Source organism: Micromonospora sp. WMMD723 (genome assembly GCF_049863385.1).
GTDB classification, from domain to species: Bacteria; Actinomycetota; Actinomycetes; order Mycobacteriales; family Micromonosporaceae; genus Micromonospora; species Micromonospora wenchangensis.
The window spans coordinates 2,101,984-2,118,883 of the sequence record NZ_JBMKNR010000001.1 but is presented as its reverse complement, the minus strand read 5'-3'; the positions used below and the strand labels follow the sequence as shown (position 1 = coordinate 2,118,883).

The window sequence follows — 16,900 nt, the reverse complement described above, 5'->3', positions numbered from 1 at the left end:
TCAGCGGCCCCCCGCATCGGCGATGGCCGCCTGCATGATCTTGCCACCGATCCGGGCCGCCTCGGCGCTGCCGCCGCTGCCGGCCTGCTCCAGCTCCACGCAGACCGCCGACACGGCGTTGCCGTTCTTGTCCAGGGCGAAGCCGATGAACCAGCCGTGGTCGGGGCGGTCCGGCGCGGACTGGGCGGTGCCAGTCTTGCCGCCGACGGTGTAGCCGTCGATGGCCGCGGAGCTGCCGGTGCCGTTCTTGACCACGCTGACCATCATGTCCCGCAGGTCGTCGGCGACCTGACCGCTGACCGGCTGGCGCAGCTCGCGGGGCTGGGCGTTGTAGTAGCTGGTGGTGCGGTCCGGCCCGAGGAGCTGCTTGACCAGGTACGGGCGCATCTGCCGGCCCTTGTTGGCGACCGAACCGGCGATCAGCGCCCCCTGCAACGGGGTCATCCGGACGTTGTTCTGGCCGATCGAGGACTGCGCCAGCGCAGCCGGGTCGGTGCCGCCGTCGGGGTTCTGCATGTCGCCGGTCCGGCTGGCCGCCACCGGCAGGCCGCCCTCGCCGAGCTGCCCGACGGTGAGGTCGTCCTGCTCGAAGCCGAACTGCCGGGCCTTCTCCTTCACCGTGTCCGCGCCGAGCCGGACGCCGAGCTGGGCGAAGCCGGTGTTGCACGACTCGGTGACCGCGTCGATCAGGGTGACCTGCGCCTCCGGGCAGATCGACGGGGCGGCGTTGCGGATCTCGGTGCCCGAGGTCGGCGGGGTCCAGCTCGGCCCGGCCGGGATCTCGGTGTCCTTGCCGACCCCGTTCTCCAGCGCGGCGGCGGCAATCACGATCTTGAAGGTGGAGCCGGGCGGCAGGGTCTCCGACAGCGCCCGGTTCTTCAGCGGGCCCTCCGGGTCCTGCTCGTACTTGTTGTAGGCCGCCGAAGCCACGTTGGTGTCGTGGTCGACCAGCGGGTTCGGGTCGAAGCTGGGCATCGAGACCAGCGCCTGCACCGCACCGGTACGCGGGTCGATGGCGATCGCCGCGCCCTTCTTCACCCCGTTACGGTTGTTGCGCAACTGCTCGTAGGCGGTGTCCTGGGCGCGCTTGGAGATGCTCAGCAGCACGTTGCCGCCGCCACTCTCGTCGCCGGTGAACATGTCCTTGATCCGGTTGCCGAGCAGGGCGTCGCTGGTGCCGGCGAGGAAGTCGTTCTCCAGCCGCTCGATGCCGGTGTCGGCCAGGTTGACCGGTTTGTAGCCGAGCACGTGCGCGTACTTCGTCCCCGCCGGGTAGCTGCGCTGGAACCGCAGCTTGCCGCCGGTCTCCTTGCTGGTGGCCACGGCGGTGCCGCCGGCCTCGATGTTGCCCCGCCGACGCTCGTACTCGGCCACCTGGACCCGGCCGTTGTAGTCGCTGTTGCGGTATTCGTCCGCCTTGTAGGCCTGGATCCAGTTGAGGTTGGCGAAGAGCAGCCCGAACAGGACCATGACGACGACGCCGACGCGGCGCAGGGGCGCGTTCACGGGCGGATCACCTCCGTGGGAGCACCGTGCAGCTGTTCCGGCGGCCCGCCACCGGGTCGGCCAGCCGGGCCGCCGCCCTGGGCCACCGGCCGCCGGGCGGCGTCGGAGATGCGCAGCAGCACCGCGATGAGCAGCCAGTTCGCCATCAACGACGAACCACCGGCGGACAGGAACGGGGTGGTCTGACCGGTCAGCGGGATGAGCTTGCTGATCCCGCCGACGATCACGAAGACCTGCAGGCCCAGGGTGAAGGCGAGACCACCGGCGACCAGCTTGCCGAACGAGTCCCGCACCGCCAGCCCGGCCCGCAGCCCGCGCTCGACGATGAGCAGGTAGACCACCAGCAGGGCGGTCAACCCGAACAGGCCGATCTCCTCACCGATGCCGGCGAAGATGAAGTCGTTCTGCACCTCGGGGATCTCCAGCGGCTCCCCGGCGCCCGGCCCGGAGCCGAACAGGCCGCCGCTGCCCAGGCCGAGCAGGCCCTGCACCAGTTGGTAGCCCCGGTCGTACGGTTCGGCGAAGGGGTCGAGCCAGATCTCGGCGCGGGTGTAGAAGTTGGCGAACGGGCCACCCACCGTGCCGCCCAGCACGTAGGCGAGGTAGGCGCCGCCGAAGAACAGGACCAGACCGATCAGCAGCCAACTGACCCGTTCGGTGGCGATGTAGAGGGTCACCACGAACATGCCGAAGTAGAGCAGCGAGGTGCCGAGGTCCTTCTCGAAGACCAGGACCAGCAGGCTGATCATCCACACCCCGAGCACCGGCCCGAGATCCCGGCCGCGCGGGAAGTCGATGCCGAGGATGCGGCGGCTGGCCAGCGACAGCACCTCACGCTTGCGGACCAGGTAGTAGGCGAAGAAGACCAGCAGCGCCAGCTTGGCGAACTCACCGGGCTGGATGCTGAACCCGCCCACCCTGATCCACAGCTTCGCGCCGTTGATCTCGGAGAACCGGCCGGGCAGCACCGCCGGGATCATCACCAGCACGATGCCGGCCAGCCCCAGCGTGTACGCGTACCGGGAGACCGCCCGGTGGTCGCGCATCAGCACCAGCAGGCCGGCGGCGAGAATCACCGCGGCCAGCGTCCAGGCGAGCTGCCGCCCGCCGGTGCCGGCGAAGATGGCCAGCGTCTCCCGGTCGGCCGGGGCGGCCTTGCCGAGGTCGAGCCGGCGCAGGAAGCCCACCCCGATGCCGTTGAGCAGGGCGACCGCCGGCAGCAGGGCCGGATCGGCGAACGGCGCCAGCCACCGGATCACCAGGTGCATGCCGAAGAAGACCAGCCCGAGCGCGGCGGCCGGCATCCAGAAGTCGCGGGTGACGGTGTCGAGCAGGTTCGCCTCGACGATCGCCCCGTACGCGGCCACCAGCACCATCGCCAGCACCAGCAGGGACAGTTCGGCGTTACGCCGGGACCGCGCCAGACGTACGCCGGGCCGCTCGCCCGTCGTGACGGGCGAGACTACCGGCTGGGCCGCTGCGGTCAAGGAGGTGTCCCTCGGTTCTCAGCCGACGGTCACTCGGGCGACCGGCAGCCCGCCGGGTCTCCGGCCGGCGGAACCGCGTCGGAGGCCGAGGCGTCGGGTGTGGTGGGCGGCGTGGGGGTGCCGGTGGCGCCCGGGAGCCTGGTGGCGCTCGGGAGCCCGGTCACGCCGGGGCTGGGTGAGCCCGGGACTGCCGGTGCCGACGAGTTCGCCGGCACGGGTGAGCCGGTGACCAGCGGTGGCACCGGCGGGCAGACCGGCTTCAGGTTCGGATTGGTCGGGTCGTCGCTGGTCAGCTCGGCCAGCCGGCGCAGCGCGTCCGGTCGGCTCTTGGCCTGGATGCCCTGCTTGACCTGCTCCTGGGCGGCCAGGGTGAGGTCGTCGAGCTTGGCCTGGCTGGTCGAGTGCACGCTGGACAGGTCGAGGCCGGCCACCTGGCCGGGAACCCCACGGAACACCGCGAGCTGACCGCTGTCCGTCGCCCCGACGTAGTACTGCCGCTGGGTGTAGCTCCAGCCGGCGAAGAGGCCGCCACCGAGGATGACCAGCAGGGCCGTCAGCATCGCCGCGGTACGCAGCGGCCGGCGCGGGCGCTCCGGGTCGTCGTCCCGGCTGGCCGCCGGTTCCTCCGGGGCGGGCGGGCGCGGCGCGGACAGCGCCGACGCGCGGGCGGCCGGGGTCGAGTCGTCGGCGGCGGTGGCCATCCCCCGGTCCCGGGCCGCGGCCCCGCCGACGATCGGGCTCGCCTCGACGATGTCCTGGTCGGTGGCGTCCGCGATGATCACGGTGATGTTGTCCGGGCCGCCGCCGCGCAGGGCGAGCTGCACCAGCCGCTCGACGCACTGCTGCGGGTCGGTGTACTCGCGGAGGCTGTCGCCGATGGTCTCCGCGCTGACCACGCCGGAGAGGCCGTCGCTGCAGATCAGGTAGCGGTCCCCGGGCAGCACCTGCCGGACGCTGTACTCCGGGTCGATGTCCCGGCCGTCGAGGGCGCGGGTGAGCAGCGAGCGCTGGGGGTGGCTGCTCGCCTCCTCCGCGCTGATCCGTCCCTCGTCGACGAGCATCTGGACGTAGGTGTCGTCCTTGGTGATCTGGGAGAACTCGCCGTTGCGCAGGAGGTAGGCCCGCGAGTCACCGATGTGGACCATGCCGAGCTTGCTGCCCGAGAAGAGGGTCGCGGTGAGCGTGGTGCCCATCCCCTCCAGCTGCGGGTTGGCGTCCACCGTGTCGCGGAGCTGCTGGTTGGCGGTGCCCACGGCCGATCGCAGCGCGTCGACGAGCGCGTCCCCCGGGACGTCCTCGTCGAGCGGCGCCATGGCACCGATGACGATGTTGCTGGCGACGTCACCGGCGGCCATGCCGCCCATGCCGTCGGCGACGGCGAGGAGCCGCGGCCCGGCGTAGACGGAGTCCTGGTTTCCGTCTCGGATCAGACCGCGGTCGCTGTGGGCCGCATAGCGCAGGGTCAGAGTCATGGCCGTAATTCGAGAGAGGTGCGGCCGATACGGATCGGCACGCCGAGGGGGACGGGGGTTGGTCCGGTGACCTTAGCGCGATCGAGGTACGTGCCGTTAGTCGAACCGAGATCCTCGACGAACCACTGCCCGTCCCGGGGCACCAGCCGGGCGTGCCGGGCGGAGGCGTAGTCATCGGTGATGACGAGGGTGGAGTCCTCGGCCCGGCCGATGGTGATCTGCGCTTCGCCGAGGGTGATCCGGGTGCCGGCGAGCTGGCCGGCGGTGACCACCAGTTGGTGGGCCGCCCGACCCCGCTTCACCTTCGCCGGCTTCGCCGTCTGCTGCTGGGTGGAGGCCCCGACCGCGCGCGGCGCGGCCACCAGCCGCCCCGACCTGGCGCCCGCGAAGAGATCCCGACGGATGACACCGACCACCGTGAACACGAAGATCCACAGCAGGATGAGGAACCCGAACCGGGCGACGGTGATGACGAGTTCCGGCAAGGCGGGTCAGCCGTCCACGCGGAAGGTCAGCGTCGTGGTGCCGAGCTGGATCATGTCGCCCGGGTTCAGGGCGACGGCCGAGACGCGCTGGCCGTTGACCATGGTCCCGTTGGTCGACCCGAGGTCGGTCAGCACGACCTGGCCGCCGTCGAAGTCCAGCCGGGCGTGCCGCCGGGAGATCCCGACGTCGGGCAGGCGCAGGTTGGCCTGGTCGCCCCGACCGATCACGGTCGAGCCCATCTGCAACGGATAGGTACGGCCGTCACCCGAGACGAGCCGGACGTTGCGCGCGCCGCCGCCGTGGCCGGGCGGCGGGCCGTAGCCGCCCCCCTGGTCGTACGACGGGTAGGCCGGCGGGCCGGGGTCGTAGCCGCCCGGGGAGGAGACCGGAGCGACCTCGCCACCGGTGTAGACCTCGGCGGTGACCCGGAACATGCCGGTGTCCAGCCCCTCGCCCCGCTCGACCTCGACGATCACGTCGCCGTAGACCGTCCACGCCTGCTCGCCGATGAACTCGGCCTGTGACTGGGCCAGCTCCTGGGCCAGCGCGGCGGCGTACGGCGCCAACCGGCTGTGGTCGTACGGGGAGAGATCGATCACGTAGCGGTTCGGCACCAGGGTGCGGCCACCAGCGAGGATGGCCTTGTGCGCCTCGGCCTCCCGCTGCATGGCGTTGAGGATCTCCACGGGGTGGACCACCCCTTTGAAGACCTTGGCGAAGGCCCCTTCTACCAGGCCTTCCAGACGCTTCTCGAAGCGTTGCAGCACGCTCACCGGCTCCTCCTCGGGTCCCGAGGACATGATGGTATCTGGACGGCGCGCATGCAGCTCGCGCGCCGCTCGGCCACCGCGCGGCGGCCCGTTCGGAGCGGCCGTCCGGACCGTGCTACTCTTTCGTCCGCCACGAAGGGTGACCGCTCGTAGGAACGGTAACCGGTCGGGGCGAGACCGCAGGACCGGGTAGGATGTTCCGGGCCCGCCGGAGACGGCGGGTTCGACACGAACTACCGAGGTTCAAGGGTCGTGCCACGGGGATGTGGCGGAATGGCAGACGCGCACGGTTCAGGTCCGTGTGTCCGAAAGGACGTGGGGGTTCAACTCCCCCCATCCCCACCACCAGACGAGGGCTCCGCAGACGCGGGGCCCTCACTTCGTATCGGGGCGTACCGGACGTCAGGCTATGCTCCGATGGTTTTTTCCAGCCTCCTACCTTGACCAGGAGTGTCGTGTGAGTGTCGCGTTGGTGACCGGGTCGGGCGGTCTGATCGGTTCCGAGGCGGTCCGGCACTTCGCCGGGCTCGGCCTGGACGTGGTCGGCATCGACAACGACATGCGGCAGGAGTTCTTCGGCGCCGAGGCCTCGACCGCGTGGAACGTCCGGCGGCTGACCGACGAGCTGGGGTCGGCGTACGCGCACCACAGCATCGACATCCGCGACCGGGACAGCCTCGGCAAGCTCTTCGCCAGGTACGGCCGGGACATCGCCGTGGTGATCCACACCGCCGCCCAGCCCTCGCACGACTGGGCGGTACGGGACCCGTTCACCGACTTCGACGTCAACGCCGGTGGCACCCTCAACGTCCTGCAGAACGTGCGGGAGCACTGCATCGAGGCGCCGGTGATCCACTGCTCGACGAACAAGGTCTACGGCGACCGCCCCAACAGCCTGCCGCTGGTGGAGCAGGAGACCCGGTGGGAGATCGAGCCGGGCCACCCGTACGAGCAGGGCATCCGCGAGGACATGTCGATCGACGCCTGCCTGCACTCGGTCTTCGGGGCCTCCAAGGTCGCCGCCGACGTGATGGTGCAGGAGTACGGCCGCTACTTCGACATGCGGACGGCCTGCTTCCGGGGCGGCACGCTGACCGGCCCGGCGCACTCGGCGACCGAGCTGCACGGTTTCCTCGGGTACGTGATGCGGGCCAACATGGAGCGCCGCACCTACAAGATCTTCGGATACCGGGGCAAGCAGGTGCGCGACGCCATCCACAGCTCGGACGTGGTGACGGCGTTCGAGGCGTTCTTCCGGGAACCGCGCTCGGCGGCGGTCTACAACCTGGGCGGCGGCCGGCACTCCAACACCTCCAACCGGGAGGCGTTCGCCCTGGCCGAGGAGATCACCGGTCAGGAGATGATCACCGAGTACGTCGACGCGAACCGGATCGGCGACCACAAGTGGTGGATCGGCTCGAACGAGGCGTTCCAGGCCGACTACCCGGGCTGGAAGCAGGTCTACGACGTACCCATGATCATGCGGGAGATCTACCAGGCCAACGTCGACAAGTGGGTGCCGGGGGCATGACCGGACAGGGCAAGCGGAACGTCCTCGGCGTCCTGGTCGACGCCACCGACTACGCCTCGGCGACCGAGCAGGTGGTCGCGGCGGCCCGGGAACGCCGGCCGCTGGCGCTGACCGCGCTGGCCGTGCACGGGGTGATGACCGGGGTGCTCGACCCGGCGCACAACGCCCGGCTCAACTCCTTCGACGTGGTCACCCCGGACGGCCAGCCGGTGCGCTGGGCGCTCAACCTGCTGCACCACGCCGGGCTGACCGACCGGGTCTACGGCCCGACGCTGACCCTGCACGTGCTGCGCCGCTTCGCCGACGAGGGCCTTCCGGTCTACCTGTACGGCTCGACCGAGGAGACGCTGGCGAAGCTCCTCCCGGCGCTGGAGCGGATGTTCCCGGCCCTGAAGATCGCCGGGGTGGAGCCGTCGAAGTTCCGCGCGGTGCAGCCCGGCGAGGACGTCGAGATCGCCGACCGGATCCGGGCCAGTGGCGCCCGGCTCGTGCTGGTCGGCCTGGGCTGCCCCCGCCAGGAGGTCTTCACGTACGCGATGCGGCCCCTGCTGGACATGCCGCTGATGGCCGTCGGCGCGGCCTTCGACTACCACGCCGGCCTGCTCCGGCAGCCGCCGCCGTGGATGCAGCGGGCCGGCCTGGAGTGGTTCTGGCGGCTCGGCCTGGAGCCGAAGCGGCTCTGGCGGCGGTACGTCATCCTCAACCCGGCCTACCTGACCCGCCTCGCCGGCCAGAAGACCGGACTGTGGAAGGCCCGTCCGCCGGCCCCGGCCACCGAACGGCCGGCCACCTTCGCGGTCTGATCCGTCCACGACGGACGACCGGCCGGTACGATGACCCGGTCGGTTCCGTGCCGCTGGGCCGACCGGCCGGGACACGGCCACCCCTACGGGATGCTCCGGGGTGGGAACAGGGGCTCGTCCCGGATTCGCCGCCCGCCGTTGTGGGCAAGGCTGTGTCCATGGATGGGCATCTCATCGTGCTGCTGTCGATCGCCGCCGTCTGGCTCGCCGCCGGCGTCGTGGCGGACGGACTACCCCGGCTGGACCGGGCCAGCGCCCTGCGACGGCGTACCGGATGGTTGCTCGCCCTCTCCCTGGCCGGGCTCGCGCTGACCGCGACGGTGCTGGTCGCCGGCACGATCAGCGGCGGGGACACCCCGGTCGACCGGGCCGCCGGGCAGCTTCCGCTGGTGGCGGTGCCGGCGCTCGCGGTGGCCGCCTGCACGGTGCGCCGGGTCCGCCGGCTGCGGGCCGGGGCGGGCGCGTTCAACTCCGCGCCGGAGACCCCCGCGCCGTACGGCCTGCGGGCCGCCGCCGGTCATCCGCTGATCGGCCTGCCCGTGCAGGTGACCGCGCTGGCCACCCTGCCGGGCCTGTTGCGGGCCGGTGGGCTCGATCTCAGCGCCGGCAACGGGGTGGCCGGGGTGGCGCTCACCGTCGGCGGGTTGGCCGTCCTCGCCATCGGGGTGCGCCACGGGCTGCGGCACAACCGGCTCGCCGAGCGGACCCTGCCGGGCACCCGCCCCGCGCTGGCCGGGCTGCCCGCCTCATCGGCCGCGGCCGGCTCCCTGCACGTATAGCAGCTCCAGGATCGCCCGGGTCGCCTCGAACCACCGGTCCAGCCAGCCGGGCGGTGGGACGCTGCCCTTGGGCGGCAGCTCCAGCAGCAGGCCCCGCAACAGCGGGTGGTCGATCAGCGGTTCGGAGGGCTCCACGGGCCAACCGGCCTGCCGGAGCGACGGCTCGGCGAACGGGCCCGGGTGGGCCGAGGGCAGCGACAGGGGTCCGCCGTGCTCGGACACGGGGTAACCGTCGCGGCCCAACTCGGTGTCACCGGCACCCACCTCGGTGAGCATCGTGTCGCGCCGGGCGCTGCGGTACTTCCCGCCGAACCGTTCGGTCTTGCCGGGGCCGTGGGTGAGGTTGTCTGAGCCGATCGTCGTCATCTGCGTATCGCCTGCCTCGCTCGGTTGCCGCCACCTGCGGCGGATCGTCGACCAGCGCCGTACCGAGGGTTCAACGACCCGGGGCGGAAGTGGCGACGGGCCGGCCGGGGAGTGTCCCCGACCGGCCCGCGGTCAACGCCACGCTGCGTTGGTCAGTGTTGGCCGAACGCGCCGTTCCGAGCGTCGGCGACGAAGGCGTTCCATTCCCCGGGGGCGAATACGAGGGCGGGACCTGTCTTGTCCTTCGAGTCCCGTACCCCGACCGCCCCGATCACGTAAGCCACCTCGACACAGTTGTCACAGTTCGGCCCGCTTTTTGAGCTCTTGAACCAGGTCGCCTGCGTCAGGTCCTCGGGGAACCTCTTGGTCGCCATTTCCACAACGGCTCCTCTGCCAGTTCTGCGATGTGTGCTATGGACTCCTCCGGCTCCCGGGCTGCTGCTCGAATGTGATCGAAGATGAAGCTGTACTTCTGTAGCTCGTCGCTCTTCTCCAGGAAGAGCCCACCCGTGGCGTTCTCCGCGTACACGACATCCGGATCAACCGATTCGGGAAAGCTGAGAATGGTGAAGGTCCCGTCCATGCCGGCGTGCGCCCCCACCTCGAAGGGCAGGACCTGCAACGTCACGTTCGGCAGTTCGGCCACCTCCACCAGCCGCCTGAGCTGGTTACGCATCACCGCGTCCCCGCCCACCGGCCGACTCAACACCGCCTCATCGAGCACCACCCACAGATCGACCGGATCGTCCTGGGTCAACAACGACTGACGGCCCAGTCGGACACGCACCCGTTGTTGCACCTGGTCGGCGGTGAAGTCCGGGCGGGCCGCCTGGATCATCGCGCTGGCGTACTCCTCGGTCTCCAGCAGACCGGGTACGACCTGCTGCTCGTACGCGCGGATGGAGCCGGCCGCCGCCTCCAGGCCGACGTACGCCCCGACGAGCACGGTGCTGTAGGGGTGCCACCACCCCTTCTGCCGCGCCTCGCGGGCGATCTGCACCAACTCCTCGCTCTCCGCTCCCACCACCCCGTAGATCCGGAGCATGTCCCGCACGTCACGGGGCGTGGCGGAGGTGTGGCCGGTCTCGATCCGCGAGATCTTGGAGGCGGAGCACTCCAACTGCTCGGCGACGACCTCTATGGTGATGCCGGCACCGTCGCGCAGGCGGCGTAGCTCGGCCCCGAGCCGACGACGCCGGATGGTGGGGCTCCGCCGTTCGCTCATCGCATCGCCCCAGGTGTCGATGACGGGGAAAGCTCGTGCCTCGCGCTCACCCGGTTACCTCCGGTCGGTCGCGCCTGCGTCCACACCCGCCGGGGGCGCGACCGACGGACGGCGGGCGATCGTTCGCGGCAAGGGGTGGAACCGGTCGTCGACCGGCCGCGGCGGGCGGAACCGCGTCCAGTGTGCCGCTCCGGAGTCAGCGTGATCAAGCGCCCGGTTCACGTGTCGCCCTCACGTATCGGCAAAAGTCGACGTGCAACTTGCATCCCGCATCACACTGATGCACTCTGTCCGTATGGTTCGAGTCACTCACCGTTTCCGGTCGATTTCCGGGTGTGATCACCGCCCCGGGCTCGCCCGGCCGGAGGGCTGCCCCGGGCCGCAGGAATCCACGAGGCCCGCCCCGGGTTGATGACCCCGCCGCTGCACGCCCGAAGGCTGCGGCGGCGGGAGCGGTAACACCCGTGACCAGCCGGGTGATGGTCGGGTGGCGCGATCCACCACCAGCGGGTACGCCCCCGGCCACCACCACATCGAGCACCGGCCCGCGAGGCACAACCCCGTCGCCGGACCCGCATCCGTCCCTGTTCCGCACCGACCGGCCCCGCGACGCCGGCCATATCCTCCCAGGAGCCCATGTGCTTCCCCGCTCCGGTGACGTTCTGCACGTGACCCGCGCCGCCAGTGTGCAGTTCCTCCGACCGATCACCTTCCGGGTGATCCGGGTGCTCGACTGGCCGACGTACGACGGCTGGCTCTGGCTCGACGGCTACCAGCTCAACGCCGCAGGCGACGCGGTCAGCCGCCGCTCGATCTTCGTCCAGCGGGCCGGGCTCACCCAGTTGCGGGCCGCGGCCGTACCGCGTCAGCACACCGCACGGTCGCGCCGGCCGGTCAACCGCGCGCCGATCGCGGTGGGCTGACTCGCCGATTACCCGGCCGGAGGGCGTGCCGCCACCATAGAATCGGTACGCCCACCCCGGCGAAGTCTCCACCCCGCGCGTATCCGGCCCCTGAACCTGGGATGGCCATGGTCTATCTGCCCGCCGCGCGGCGGCACCACAGGTCCCGCCTCCGACCCGCCTTCGGGATGCTCGCCCTGATCGGCGTGGTCCTCACCCTCGTGGTGGTGACCCGCTACCCGGCCGAGTCGGCCACCCGGCTCGCCGAGCCGGTGCCGGCCCCCGAGATCACCGTGGCCGGGCCCACCGACGCCCCCGGCACCGACGACGCCGACGGCACACCGCCCGATCCGGCCGTACCTGCCGACCGGCGTGCCAGCACCCCGCTCGGGGCCGACACCGACGCCGGGGTCGAAGACCCGCCCGGGGACGCCGTACAGACCGGGGACGACCCGACGGCCGAGGGCGACCCGGCGACCGGTCCCGGGGGAGGTGCCGCGGCCGATCCGGGGACGGCGCAGTCCGGGGTCGGCGGTGGCGGTGCGTCCGCGCTCGCCCAGCCCCGGCACCCGTCGGACGACCGGCGGACCGTCGCCCGGTCGCTGTTCTACTCCGGCCTGCTCGGGCTGGCCATCTCCCTGGCCGGTCTGGGCCTGGTGGGAGCCCGACGCCGGATGTGGTGAGCCGGGCCGGTCACCCGGTGGGGGTGCCGGTCGGGGTGGCGGTGCCGGACGGCGACACCGACGGCTCGGCGGCCACCACCAGGGTCACCTCGTCCCCCGGCGACACCGTCTGACCCGCGCCCGGATCGGTGGACAGGACGGTGCCTGGCGGTCGGTCCGACTCCCGCGTCTGCACCCGGGAGGACAACCCGAGCCGCCCCAGCAGGGCCTCCGCCGTCTCCTGGGAGAGGCCGACCAGCGGCGGCACCGGGATTCCGGCCGGCTCGGTAGTCGGCGCGGTGGTCGGTGGGGTCGTCGGCGGCCCGGTGGTCGGCGGGGTGCTGGGTGGTGCGGTGGTCGGGGCGGCACCCGTCGTCGGCACGGCCGTCGGCGGTGGGGTCGGTGTCCCGTCCGACGAGGTGTCCACCGCCCGCAGGGCCAGCCAGATCCCCGCTCCGACGAGCCCGAGCAGCACGAGCCCGAGCACGCCCAGCAGGATCGGCGTCCACCAGCGCCGGCCGCGCTGCTCCTCGGCGTACCACTCGGCCGGCTCGCCGGGGTCGCCCGCCCGTGCCGCCGGCACCCCGGCCCGGCCGGACCAGACCGGCGCGTCCGTCGCACCGGGCGGCGGCGACCCGCCGGCCGGTGGCAGCGGGCGGGTCGCGTCCACCGGCTCCTGCCGGGCGGTCGCGTCGACCGGGGACGTCCCGCCCGCCGGGGGCCGGTCCGCCGGCAACGGCGCGGTCCGGTCCGCAGCCGGCAGCCGGCCGGTGGCGTCGTCGGGGGGACGGGGCAGTGGGCGGGTCGCGTCGTCGGCGGGTGGGTCCTGGCGGTCGTCGCTCATCGCACGTCCTCTCGCCACCTGGCGGACGGCGGGCGCTCGACCCACCGGGCGAGGCCCCGGGCCGGCGCGGCGGTCGTGGCACTCGCCCCACCACGGTAGCGGCCGACGCCGGTCATCACCGGTACCGGCGCGGCGACCCGCCCGTCAGGGCGTCGGCGTCGGTGTCGGCTCGGCGGTCGGCGTCGGTCGGTCACCGCAGGAGATGGCGACCTGGTCGTTCCAGTGTGCGGTCGCGTCGGCCGCAGGCACCTGGGCGGTGACCTCGCCACGGTTGCCGGTGGGATACCGGGGGAACAGGCCCACCTCGCCCAGTTCGTCGGCGGCGTCGTCGCAGTCCTCGCCGACCAGGTCCGGCACCTCGACCTCGGGTGCCGGCCCGCTGACCTCCACCCGCACGGTGGTGCCCGGCTTCACCGACGTGTCCTGGGCGGGCACGGTACGGGTCACCGTCCGGCCCGACCCGGTGCCGAACACCAGCCGCCAGCCGAGCTTGCGGTCGTGCAGGGTGTCCCGCGCCTTCTCGAAGTCGAGCCCGACCAGCCGGGGCACGGTCAGCCCGCCACCGGGGGCGGCGGGTGGCGGCGGGGTGGTGGTCCGCACGGCGGTCGGTCCGGCGGTGGTCGGCTCGTCGACCGGGGTGGACGGTCCGCTGGCCGCCGCTGCCGGGGTGGTGCCGGTCTCCGGGTCGCCGGGGTCGGCCAGCACCCACCCGACGGTGCCCCCGACGGCGGCCAGCAGGACCGTCGCCAGGGCGCCGCCGAGCAGCAGCCTGCCCCGGCCCGGCCGGTCCCGGTCCGCAGTGTCCTGTCCGGTGTACTCGTCGTCGTCCATGCCGCTCCCCCGCCTCGTCCCCGAAACGGTACCGGCCGCTGCCCAGCGGTCACCGGCCGTGCTCCGGCGCTCGTCCGACTCGCCGCCTCGACCAGGGAACGCTACAGTCCCGGCATGGCGGGACGGGGCTGGGGAGGATCGGTGCTCACCGCGCTGGGCGTCGCCGCCGGTGTGGGCGCCGCGCAGCTGGGCTTCGGCTACGGCCTGGGCATCATCAACTGGGCGCCGGCCGACGCCGGCGCCACCGAGCCGTCCTGGTTCGCCAGCCTCGCCTGGGCGACCTGGATCGCCGCCGTCTCCACCGTCGCCGGGGCGGTCTGCGCCCAACGGCTGCACGAACGCAGCGGGGACGTCGCCGCAGGTGGCACCCTGCACCGGGTCACCCTCGCGGTCGCGGGCGCGGTCGGCGCGCTGATCACCGTCCTGCTGGTCGCGGTGCCGTCCCGGGCCGCCTCCGTACCGGAGACCTTTTCGCCGCAGACCGTCGCGGCCGGCTACGCCGGGGTGGGTGTACTGGTGGGGTTGGTGGTCGCGGTCTGGGCGCTGCACTCGCGGGCCGCCGCGACGAACGTGATCGCCACCGTCGGCTGGCTGTGGTTGCTGGCCGTCGTCTCCGTCGTCGACGGGGTACTCGCCGGTCGGGGACTGACCAGCGCCCAGCTCGGCATCTGGCAGATCGCCCAGGACAGCCCCCGGTTCTGGTGGCGGGACCACCTCTACTGGCCCGGAGCACTGCTCGCCCTGGGCTCGGCCCTGCTGATCGGCGCGTCGGCCGCCCGACGGGCCGCCCGGACGCCCGAGCTGCGGCTCGGTGCGGTGGTCTCCGGGGCCGCCGGGCCGCTGCTCGTCGCGGTCGCCTACTTCCTCGCCGTGCCCCGGCTGGCCACGATCTCCCCGGCCCAGGTCTCGGCCCACCTCGTCGCGCCGTACGCGGTCATCGTCGGCGCGGCCGGTTCGGTGCTGGTGGCCTCGCTCGCCCAGCGGGCCGAGCGACGGGCCGCCGCACGGACCACGCCCCCGGTGCCGCACCCCCGCACCGGGGAACCGGACGAACTGCCGGCCGGCACCGACCCGGCCGTACCCTCCGAACCGGACGTCCCCGGTCGGGGGACCGACCACCCGGCGACCGACGACCCGGGCCCCGGCGACACCTCGGAGGTCACTGCCGGGCCACCCGCCGCCCCGGCGGACGACCCGGCCGGGGATTCCCCGACGCCGGTGACGGAACCCGGTGGCGATGCCGGGCCCCCGGCAGTGGGCCGGGCCCGGCCGGTCCGCCGGGGTCGAAGCACCCCGCCGGCTCCGTCACCCGGTGCAGCCCCGGCCGGTGACGCCCGCGCCGGTGCAGCGCCGGCCGGCCCGGTCACCGACCAGCACCCCGGTTCGCCGGACGGCGGGCAACAGGGCGTCGACCAGGGGGGCGGGGCCCCGCCGACGGGACCGGGCCCGGTGCCCAGGCCCCGCACCGGACGCCGTACCCCCTGACCCGGGTACGGCCTCCCCGGCCGGACGTGGCGACAGCCCCGCCCACCGGTGGCTCAGTCCACCGGCCAGGTGTGCACCGGTTCGTTGCTGCGCTGGAGTTCGGCGTACCGGTTGGCCATGTGGCGCAGCGCCGCGTCCCGGTCGAGGTTGCGGTGGCGTTGCGCGGCCCACACCGTCTCGGTCTGCCAGACCGCCCCGTTGCGGCCGGTACGGCAGCGCTGCTCGATGATGCCGAGCAGCCGGTCCCGTTCGGCGGGGGCGACACCGAACCGGTCCAGCCCGGTGGCCGCCTTCGGCAGCAGCGTGTCGAGGACGAGCTTGGTGACCGGCACCTCGCCGAGGCGGGGCCAGTGCAGCACGGCGTCCATGCCCCGGCGGGCGGCGGCGTGGAAGTTCTCCTCGGCGGAGCTGAAGGTGAGCTGGCTCCAGATCGGCCGGTCGGACTCGGCCAGCCCGCGCGCCAGCCCGAAGTAGAAGGCGGCGTTGGCCAGCATGTCGACCACGGTCGGGCCGGCCGGCAGCACCCGGTTCTCCACCCGCAGGTGCGGACGGCCGTTCATGATGTCGTACACCGGGCGGTTCCAGCGGTAGACGGTGCCGTTGTGCAGCCGCAGCTCGGACAGTTGCGGGACGCCACCGGCGTGCAGCACCTCGACCGGGTCCTCGTCGGCGCAGATCGGCAGCAGCGGCGGGAAGTACCTGACGTTCTCCTCGAACAGGTCGAAGATCGAGGTGATCCAGCGTTCACCGAACCACACCCGGGGGCGCACCCCCTGGGCCTTCAGCTCGTCGGGGCGGGTGTCGGTGGCCTGCTGGAACAGGGCGATGCGGGTTTCGGCCCAGAGTTGCCGGCCGTAGAGGAACGGCGAGTTCGCGCCGACGGCGACCTGGACGCCGGCGATGGCCTGGGAGGCGTTCCAGTAGTCGGCGAAGCTGTCCGGCGCGACCTGGAGGTGGAACTGGAGGCTGGTGCAGGCGGCCTCGGGGACGATCGAGTCGGTGTGCGTCCGCAGCCGCTCGACCCCCCTGATGTCCAGTTCGATGTCCTCGCCCCGGGCGCCGACGATCTGGTCGTTGAGCACCCGGTACCGCTCGTTGGTGGACAGGTTGTCGGCCACCAGGTGCCGTTCGGTCAGGGTGGGCAGGATGCCGACCATGACGATCCGGGCGTTGGAACGGGCCGCCCGTTCGTCGGCCCGGGTGAGGCTGCTACGCAGGTCGGTCTCGTAGTTGGCGAAGCCGGCCCCCTCGATGAGCCGGGGTGCCGCGTTCAGTTCCAGGTTGAACTGTCCCAGTTCGGTCTGGAAGAGCGGGTCGGCGATGGCGGCGAGGATCTCGTCGTTGCGCATCGCCGGTTCGGCGTCCGGGTCCATCAGGTTGAGTTCGATCTCCAGTCCGGTCATCGGCCGGTCGGCGTCGAAGCCGAAGTCGTCGAGCATCAACGCGAAGACGTCCAGGCAGCGCCGCACCTTCTGCCGGTAGCGGACCCGGTCCTCCCGGGAGAACGCGCCCTGCTCGACGTCCCTACCCATGTTTCCTCCAGGCGTGAGACGCGCGGGACGGTGACCGTCCCGGCGCGCAGTGTGAACCACCATAAGAGCGCCCACGCGCCGAGGCCAGTGCCCACCGGGTATGCGCTGTCCCGCTTCTCTACCCAGCGGCCGTCCACCAGCACCGGATGTCGCCGTCGCCGGGCAGTGACAATCCGCACGCGCAAACGCCGGGGCCCCCGCTCGTGGTGAGCGGGGGCC

At 72.6% G+C, this 16,900-nt stretch carries 17 protein-coding genes and 1 tRNA gene; 7 read left to right on the top strand and 11 right to left on the bottom strand.

Features of this window, described 5'->3' with window-relative positions; all coding sequences use genetic code 11:
* The 5 genes from ACN261_RS09565 to ACN261_RS09545 are packed head-to-tail and all read right to left on the bottom strand — an operon-like array spanning window position 1 to window position 5,751.
* Window positions 1-1,506, bottom strand: coding sequence for a peptidoglycan D,D-transpeptidase FtsI family protein (locus tag ACN261_RS09565; RefSeq protein ID WP_421484879.1), 1,506 nt, complete (start codon window positions 1,504-1,506; stop codon window positions 1-3).
* On the bottom strand, window positions 1,503-2,993 hold the full coding sequence (locus tag ACN261_RS09560) for an FtsW/RodA/SpoVE family cell cycle protein (protein ID WP_421484878.1): 1,491 nt from the start codon (window positions 2,991-2,993) through the stop codon (window positions 1,503-1,505). The genes ACN261_RS09565 and ACN261_RS09560 overlap by 4 nt, the downstream gene beginning before the upstream one ends.
* Window positions 2,994-3,022: 29 nt before the next feature.
* Window positions 3,023-4,465, bottom strand: coding sequence for a PP2C family protein-serine/threonine phosphatase (locus ACN261_RS09555; RefSeq protein WP_421484877.1), 1,443 nt, complete (start codon window positions 4,463-4,465; stop codon window positions 3,023-3,025).
* The gene (locus ACN261_RS09550; protein WP_328341589.1) at window positions 4,462-4,950 is read right to left on the bottom strand and encodes an FHA domain-containing protein FhaB/FipA; all 489 of its coding nucleotides are present in this window, start codon (window positions 4,948-4,950) and stop codon (window positions 4,462-4,464) included. Before ACN261_RS09550 ends, ACN261_RS09555 begins: the two co-directional genes overlap by 4 nt.
* Before the next feature lie 6 nt (window positions 4,951-4,956).
* Window positions 4,957-5,751, bottom strand: coding sequence for an FhaA domain-containing protein (locus tag ACN261_RS09545; RefSeq protein ID WP_088645731.1), 795 nt, complete (start codon window positions 5,749-5,751; stop codon window positions 4,957-4,959).
* A 229-nt stretch (window positions 5,752-5,980) separates the two neighbouring features.
* On the opposite strand from ACN261_RS09545, the gene ACN261_RS09540 reads away from it, so the two are divergent.
* The 4 genes from ACN261_RS09540 (at window position 5,981) to ACN261_RS09525 (ending at window position 8,834) form a co-directional block, all read left to right on the top strand.
* Window positions 5,981-6,066 (top strand) — tRNA-Leu (locus ACN261_RS09540).
* A 64-nt stretch (window positions 6,067-6,130) separates the two neighbouring features.
* Window positions 6,131-7,252, top strand: coding sequence for an NAD-dependent epimerase/dehydratase family protein (locus ACN261_RS09535; protein WP_421484876.1), 1,122 nt, complete (start codon window positions 6,131-6,133; stop codon window positions 7,250-7,252).
* Window positions 7,249-8,055: a WecB/TagA/CpsF family glycosyltransferase gene (locus ACN261_RS09530; protein ID WP_425849563.1), complete on the top strand. Its 807-nt coding sequence runs from the start codon at window positions 7,249-7,251 to the stop codon at window positions 8,053-8,055. The genes ACN261_RS09535 and ACN261_RS09530 overlap by 4 nt, the downstream gene beginning before the upstream one ends.
* Before the next feature lie 158 nt (window positions 8,056-8,213).
* Window positions 8,214-8,834, top strand: a complete 621-nt coding sequence (locus ACN261_RS09525) for a hypothetical protein (protein WP_421484874.1) — start codon at window positions 8,214-8,216, stop codon at window positions 8,832-8,834.
* Here the strand turns inward: ACN261_RS09525 and ACN261_RS09520 are convergent.
* The 3 genes from ACN261_RS09520 to ACN261_RS09510 form a co-directional block, all read right to left on the bottom strand.
* Window positions 8,802-9,200: a hypothetical protein gene (locus tag ACN261_RS09520; protein ID WP_421484873.1), complete on the bottom strand. Its 399-nt coding sequence runs from the start codon at window positions 9,198-9,200 to the stop codon at window positions 8,802-8,804. The two genes, ACN261_RS09525 and ACN261_RS09520, sit on opposite strands and share 33 nt — an antisense overlap.
* Before the next feature lie 152 nt (window positions 9,201-9,352).
* Window positions 9,353-9,574: a DUF397 domain-containing protein gene (locus ACN261_RS09515; RefSeq protein ID WP_091253343.1), complete on the bottom strand. Its 222-nt coding sequence runs from the start codon at window positions 9,572-9,574 to the stop codon at window positions 9,353-9,355.
* A complete protein-coding gene (locus ACN261_RS09510; RefSeq protein ID WP_421484872.1) occupies window positions 9,544-10,425 on the bottom strand; it encodes a helix-turn-helix domain-containing protein in 882 nt (293 codons plus the stop codon). The genes ACN261_RS09515 and ACN261_RS09510 overlap by 31 nt, the downstream gene beginning before the upstream one ends.
* Before the next feature lie 638 nt (window positions 10,426-11,063).
* Between ACN261_RS09510 and ACN261_RS09505 the strand changes: the two genes are divergently transcribed.
* A complete protein-coding gene (locus tag ACN261_RS09505) occupies window positions 11,064-11,348 on the top strand; it encodes a hypothetical protein (protein WP_088645737.1) in 285 nt (94 codons plus the stop codon).
* A 101-nt stretch (window positions 11,349-11,449) separates the two neighbouring features.
* A complete protein-coding gene (locus ACN261_RS09500) occupies window positions 11,450-12,010 on the top strand; it encodes a hypothetical protein (protein WP_425849558.1) in 561 nt (186 codons plus the stop codon).
* A 10-nt stretch (window positions 12,011-12,020) separates the two neighbouring features.
* Here ACN261_RS09500 and ACN261_RS09495 read toward each other — a convergent pair whose 3' ends face one another.
* Entirely contained in the window at window positions 12,021-12,833 is an 813-nt protein-coding gene (locus ACN261_RS09495) for a PASTA domain-containing protein (protein ID WP_425849556.1), read from the bottom strand.
* A gap of 144 nt (window positions 12,834-12,977) precedes the next feature.
* A complete protein-coding gene (locus tag ACN261_RS09490; RefSeq protein ID WP_422753965.1) occupies window positions 12,978-13,664 on the bottom strand; it encodes a PASTA domain-containing protein in 687 nt (228 codons plus the stop codon).
* A 114-nt stretch (window positions 13,665-13,778) separates the two neighbouring features.
* Between ACN261_RS09490 and ACN261_RS09485 the strand changes: the two genes are divergently transcribed.
* On the top strand, window positions 13,779-15,149 hold the full coding sequence (locus ACN261_RS09485) for a hypothetical protein (RefSeq protein ID WP_425849555.1): 1,371 nt from the start codon (window positions 13,779-13,781) through the stop codon (window positions 15,147-15,149).
* A gap of 53 nt (window positions 15,150-15,202) precedes the next feature.
* Here the strand turns inward: ACN261_RS09485 and ACN261_RS09480 are convergent, their stop codons facing one another.
* On the bottom strand, window positions 15,203-16,681 hold the full coding sequence (locus ACN261_RS09480) for a glutamate--cysteine ligase (RefSeq protein ID WP_421484867.1): 1,479 nt from the start codon (window positions 16,679-16,681) through the stop codon (window positions 15,203-15,205).
* Window positions 16,682-16,900: the final 219 nt, after the last annotated feature.

What these genes read in the sequence shown, in the direction of transcription:
- ACN261_RS09510 (WP_421484872.1), bottom strand. Translation starts at nt 10,425, where the DNA reads ATGAGCGAACGGCGGAGCCCCACCATCCGGCGTCGTCGGCTCGGGGCC.
- ACN261_RS09545 (WP_088645731.1), bottom strand. Translation starts at nt 5,751, where the DNA reads ATGTCCTCGGGACCCGAGGAGGAGCCGGTGAGCGTGCTGCAACGCTTC.
- ACN261_RS09480 (WP_421484867.1), bottom strand. Translation starts at nt 16,681, where the DNA reads ATGGGTAGGGACGTCGAGCAGGGCGCGTTCTCCCGGGAGGACCGGGTC.
- ACN261_RS09525 (WP_421484874.1), top strand. Translation starts at nt 8,214, where the DNA reads ATGGATGGGCATCTCATCGTGCTGCTGTCGATCGCCGCCGTCTGGCTC.
- ACN261_RS09530 (WP_425849563.1), top strand. Translation starts at nt 7,249, where the DNA reads ATGACCGGACAGGGCAAGCGGAACGTCCTCGGCGTCCTGGTCGACGCC.
- ACN261_RS09495 (WP_425849556.1), bottom strand. Translation starts at nt 12,833, where the DNA reads ATGAGCGACGACCGCCAGGACCCACCCGCCGACGACGCGACCCGCCCA.
- ACN261_RS09485 (WP_425849555.1), top strand. Translation starts at nt 13,779, where the DNA reads ATGGCGGGACGGGGCTGGGGAGGATCGGTGCTCACCGCGCTGGGCGTC.
- ACN261_RS09520 (WP_421484873.1), bottom strand. Translation starts at nt 9,200, where the DNA reads ATGACGACGATCGGCTCAGACAACCTCACCCACGGCCCCGGCAAGACC.
- ACN261_RS09535 (WP_421484876.1), top strand. Translation starts at nt 6,131, where the DNA reads ATGCTCCGATGGTTTTTTCCAGCCTCCTACCTTGACCAGGAGTGTCGT.
- ACN261_RS09555 (WP_421484877.1), bottom strand. Translation starts at nt 4,465, where the DNA reads ATGACTCTGACCCTGCGCTATGCGGCCCACAGCGACCGCGGTCTGATC.
- ACN261_RS09515 (WP_091253343.1), bottom strand. Translation starts at nt 9,574, where the DNA reads ATGGCGACCAAGAGGTTCCCCGAGGACCTGACGCAGGCGACCTGGTTC.
- ACN261_RS09500 (WP_425849558.1), top strand. Translation starts at nt 11,450, where the DNA reads ATGGCCATGGTCTATCTGCCCGCCGCGCGGCGGCACCACAGGTCCCGC.
- ACN261_RS09490 (WP_422753965.1), bottom strand. Translation starts at nt 13,664, where the DNA reads ATGGACGACGACGAGTACACCGGACAGGACACTGCGGACCGGGACCGG.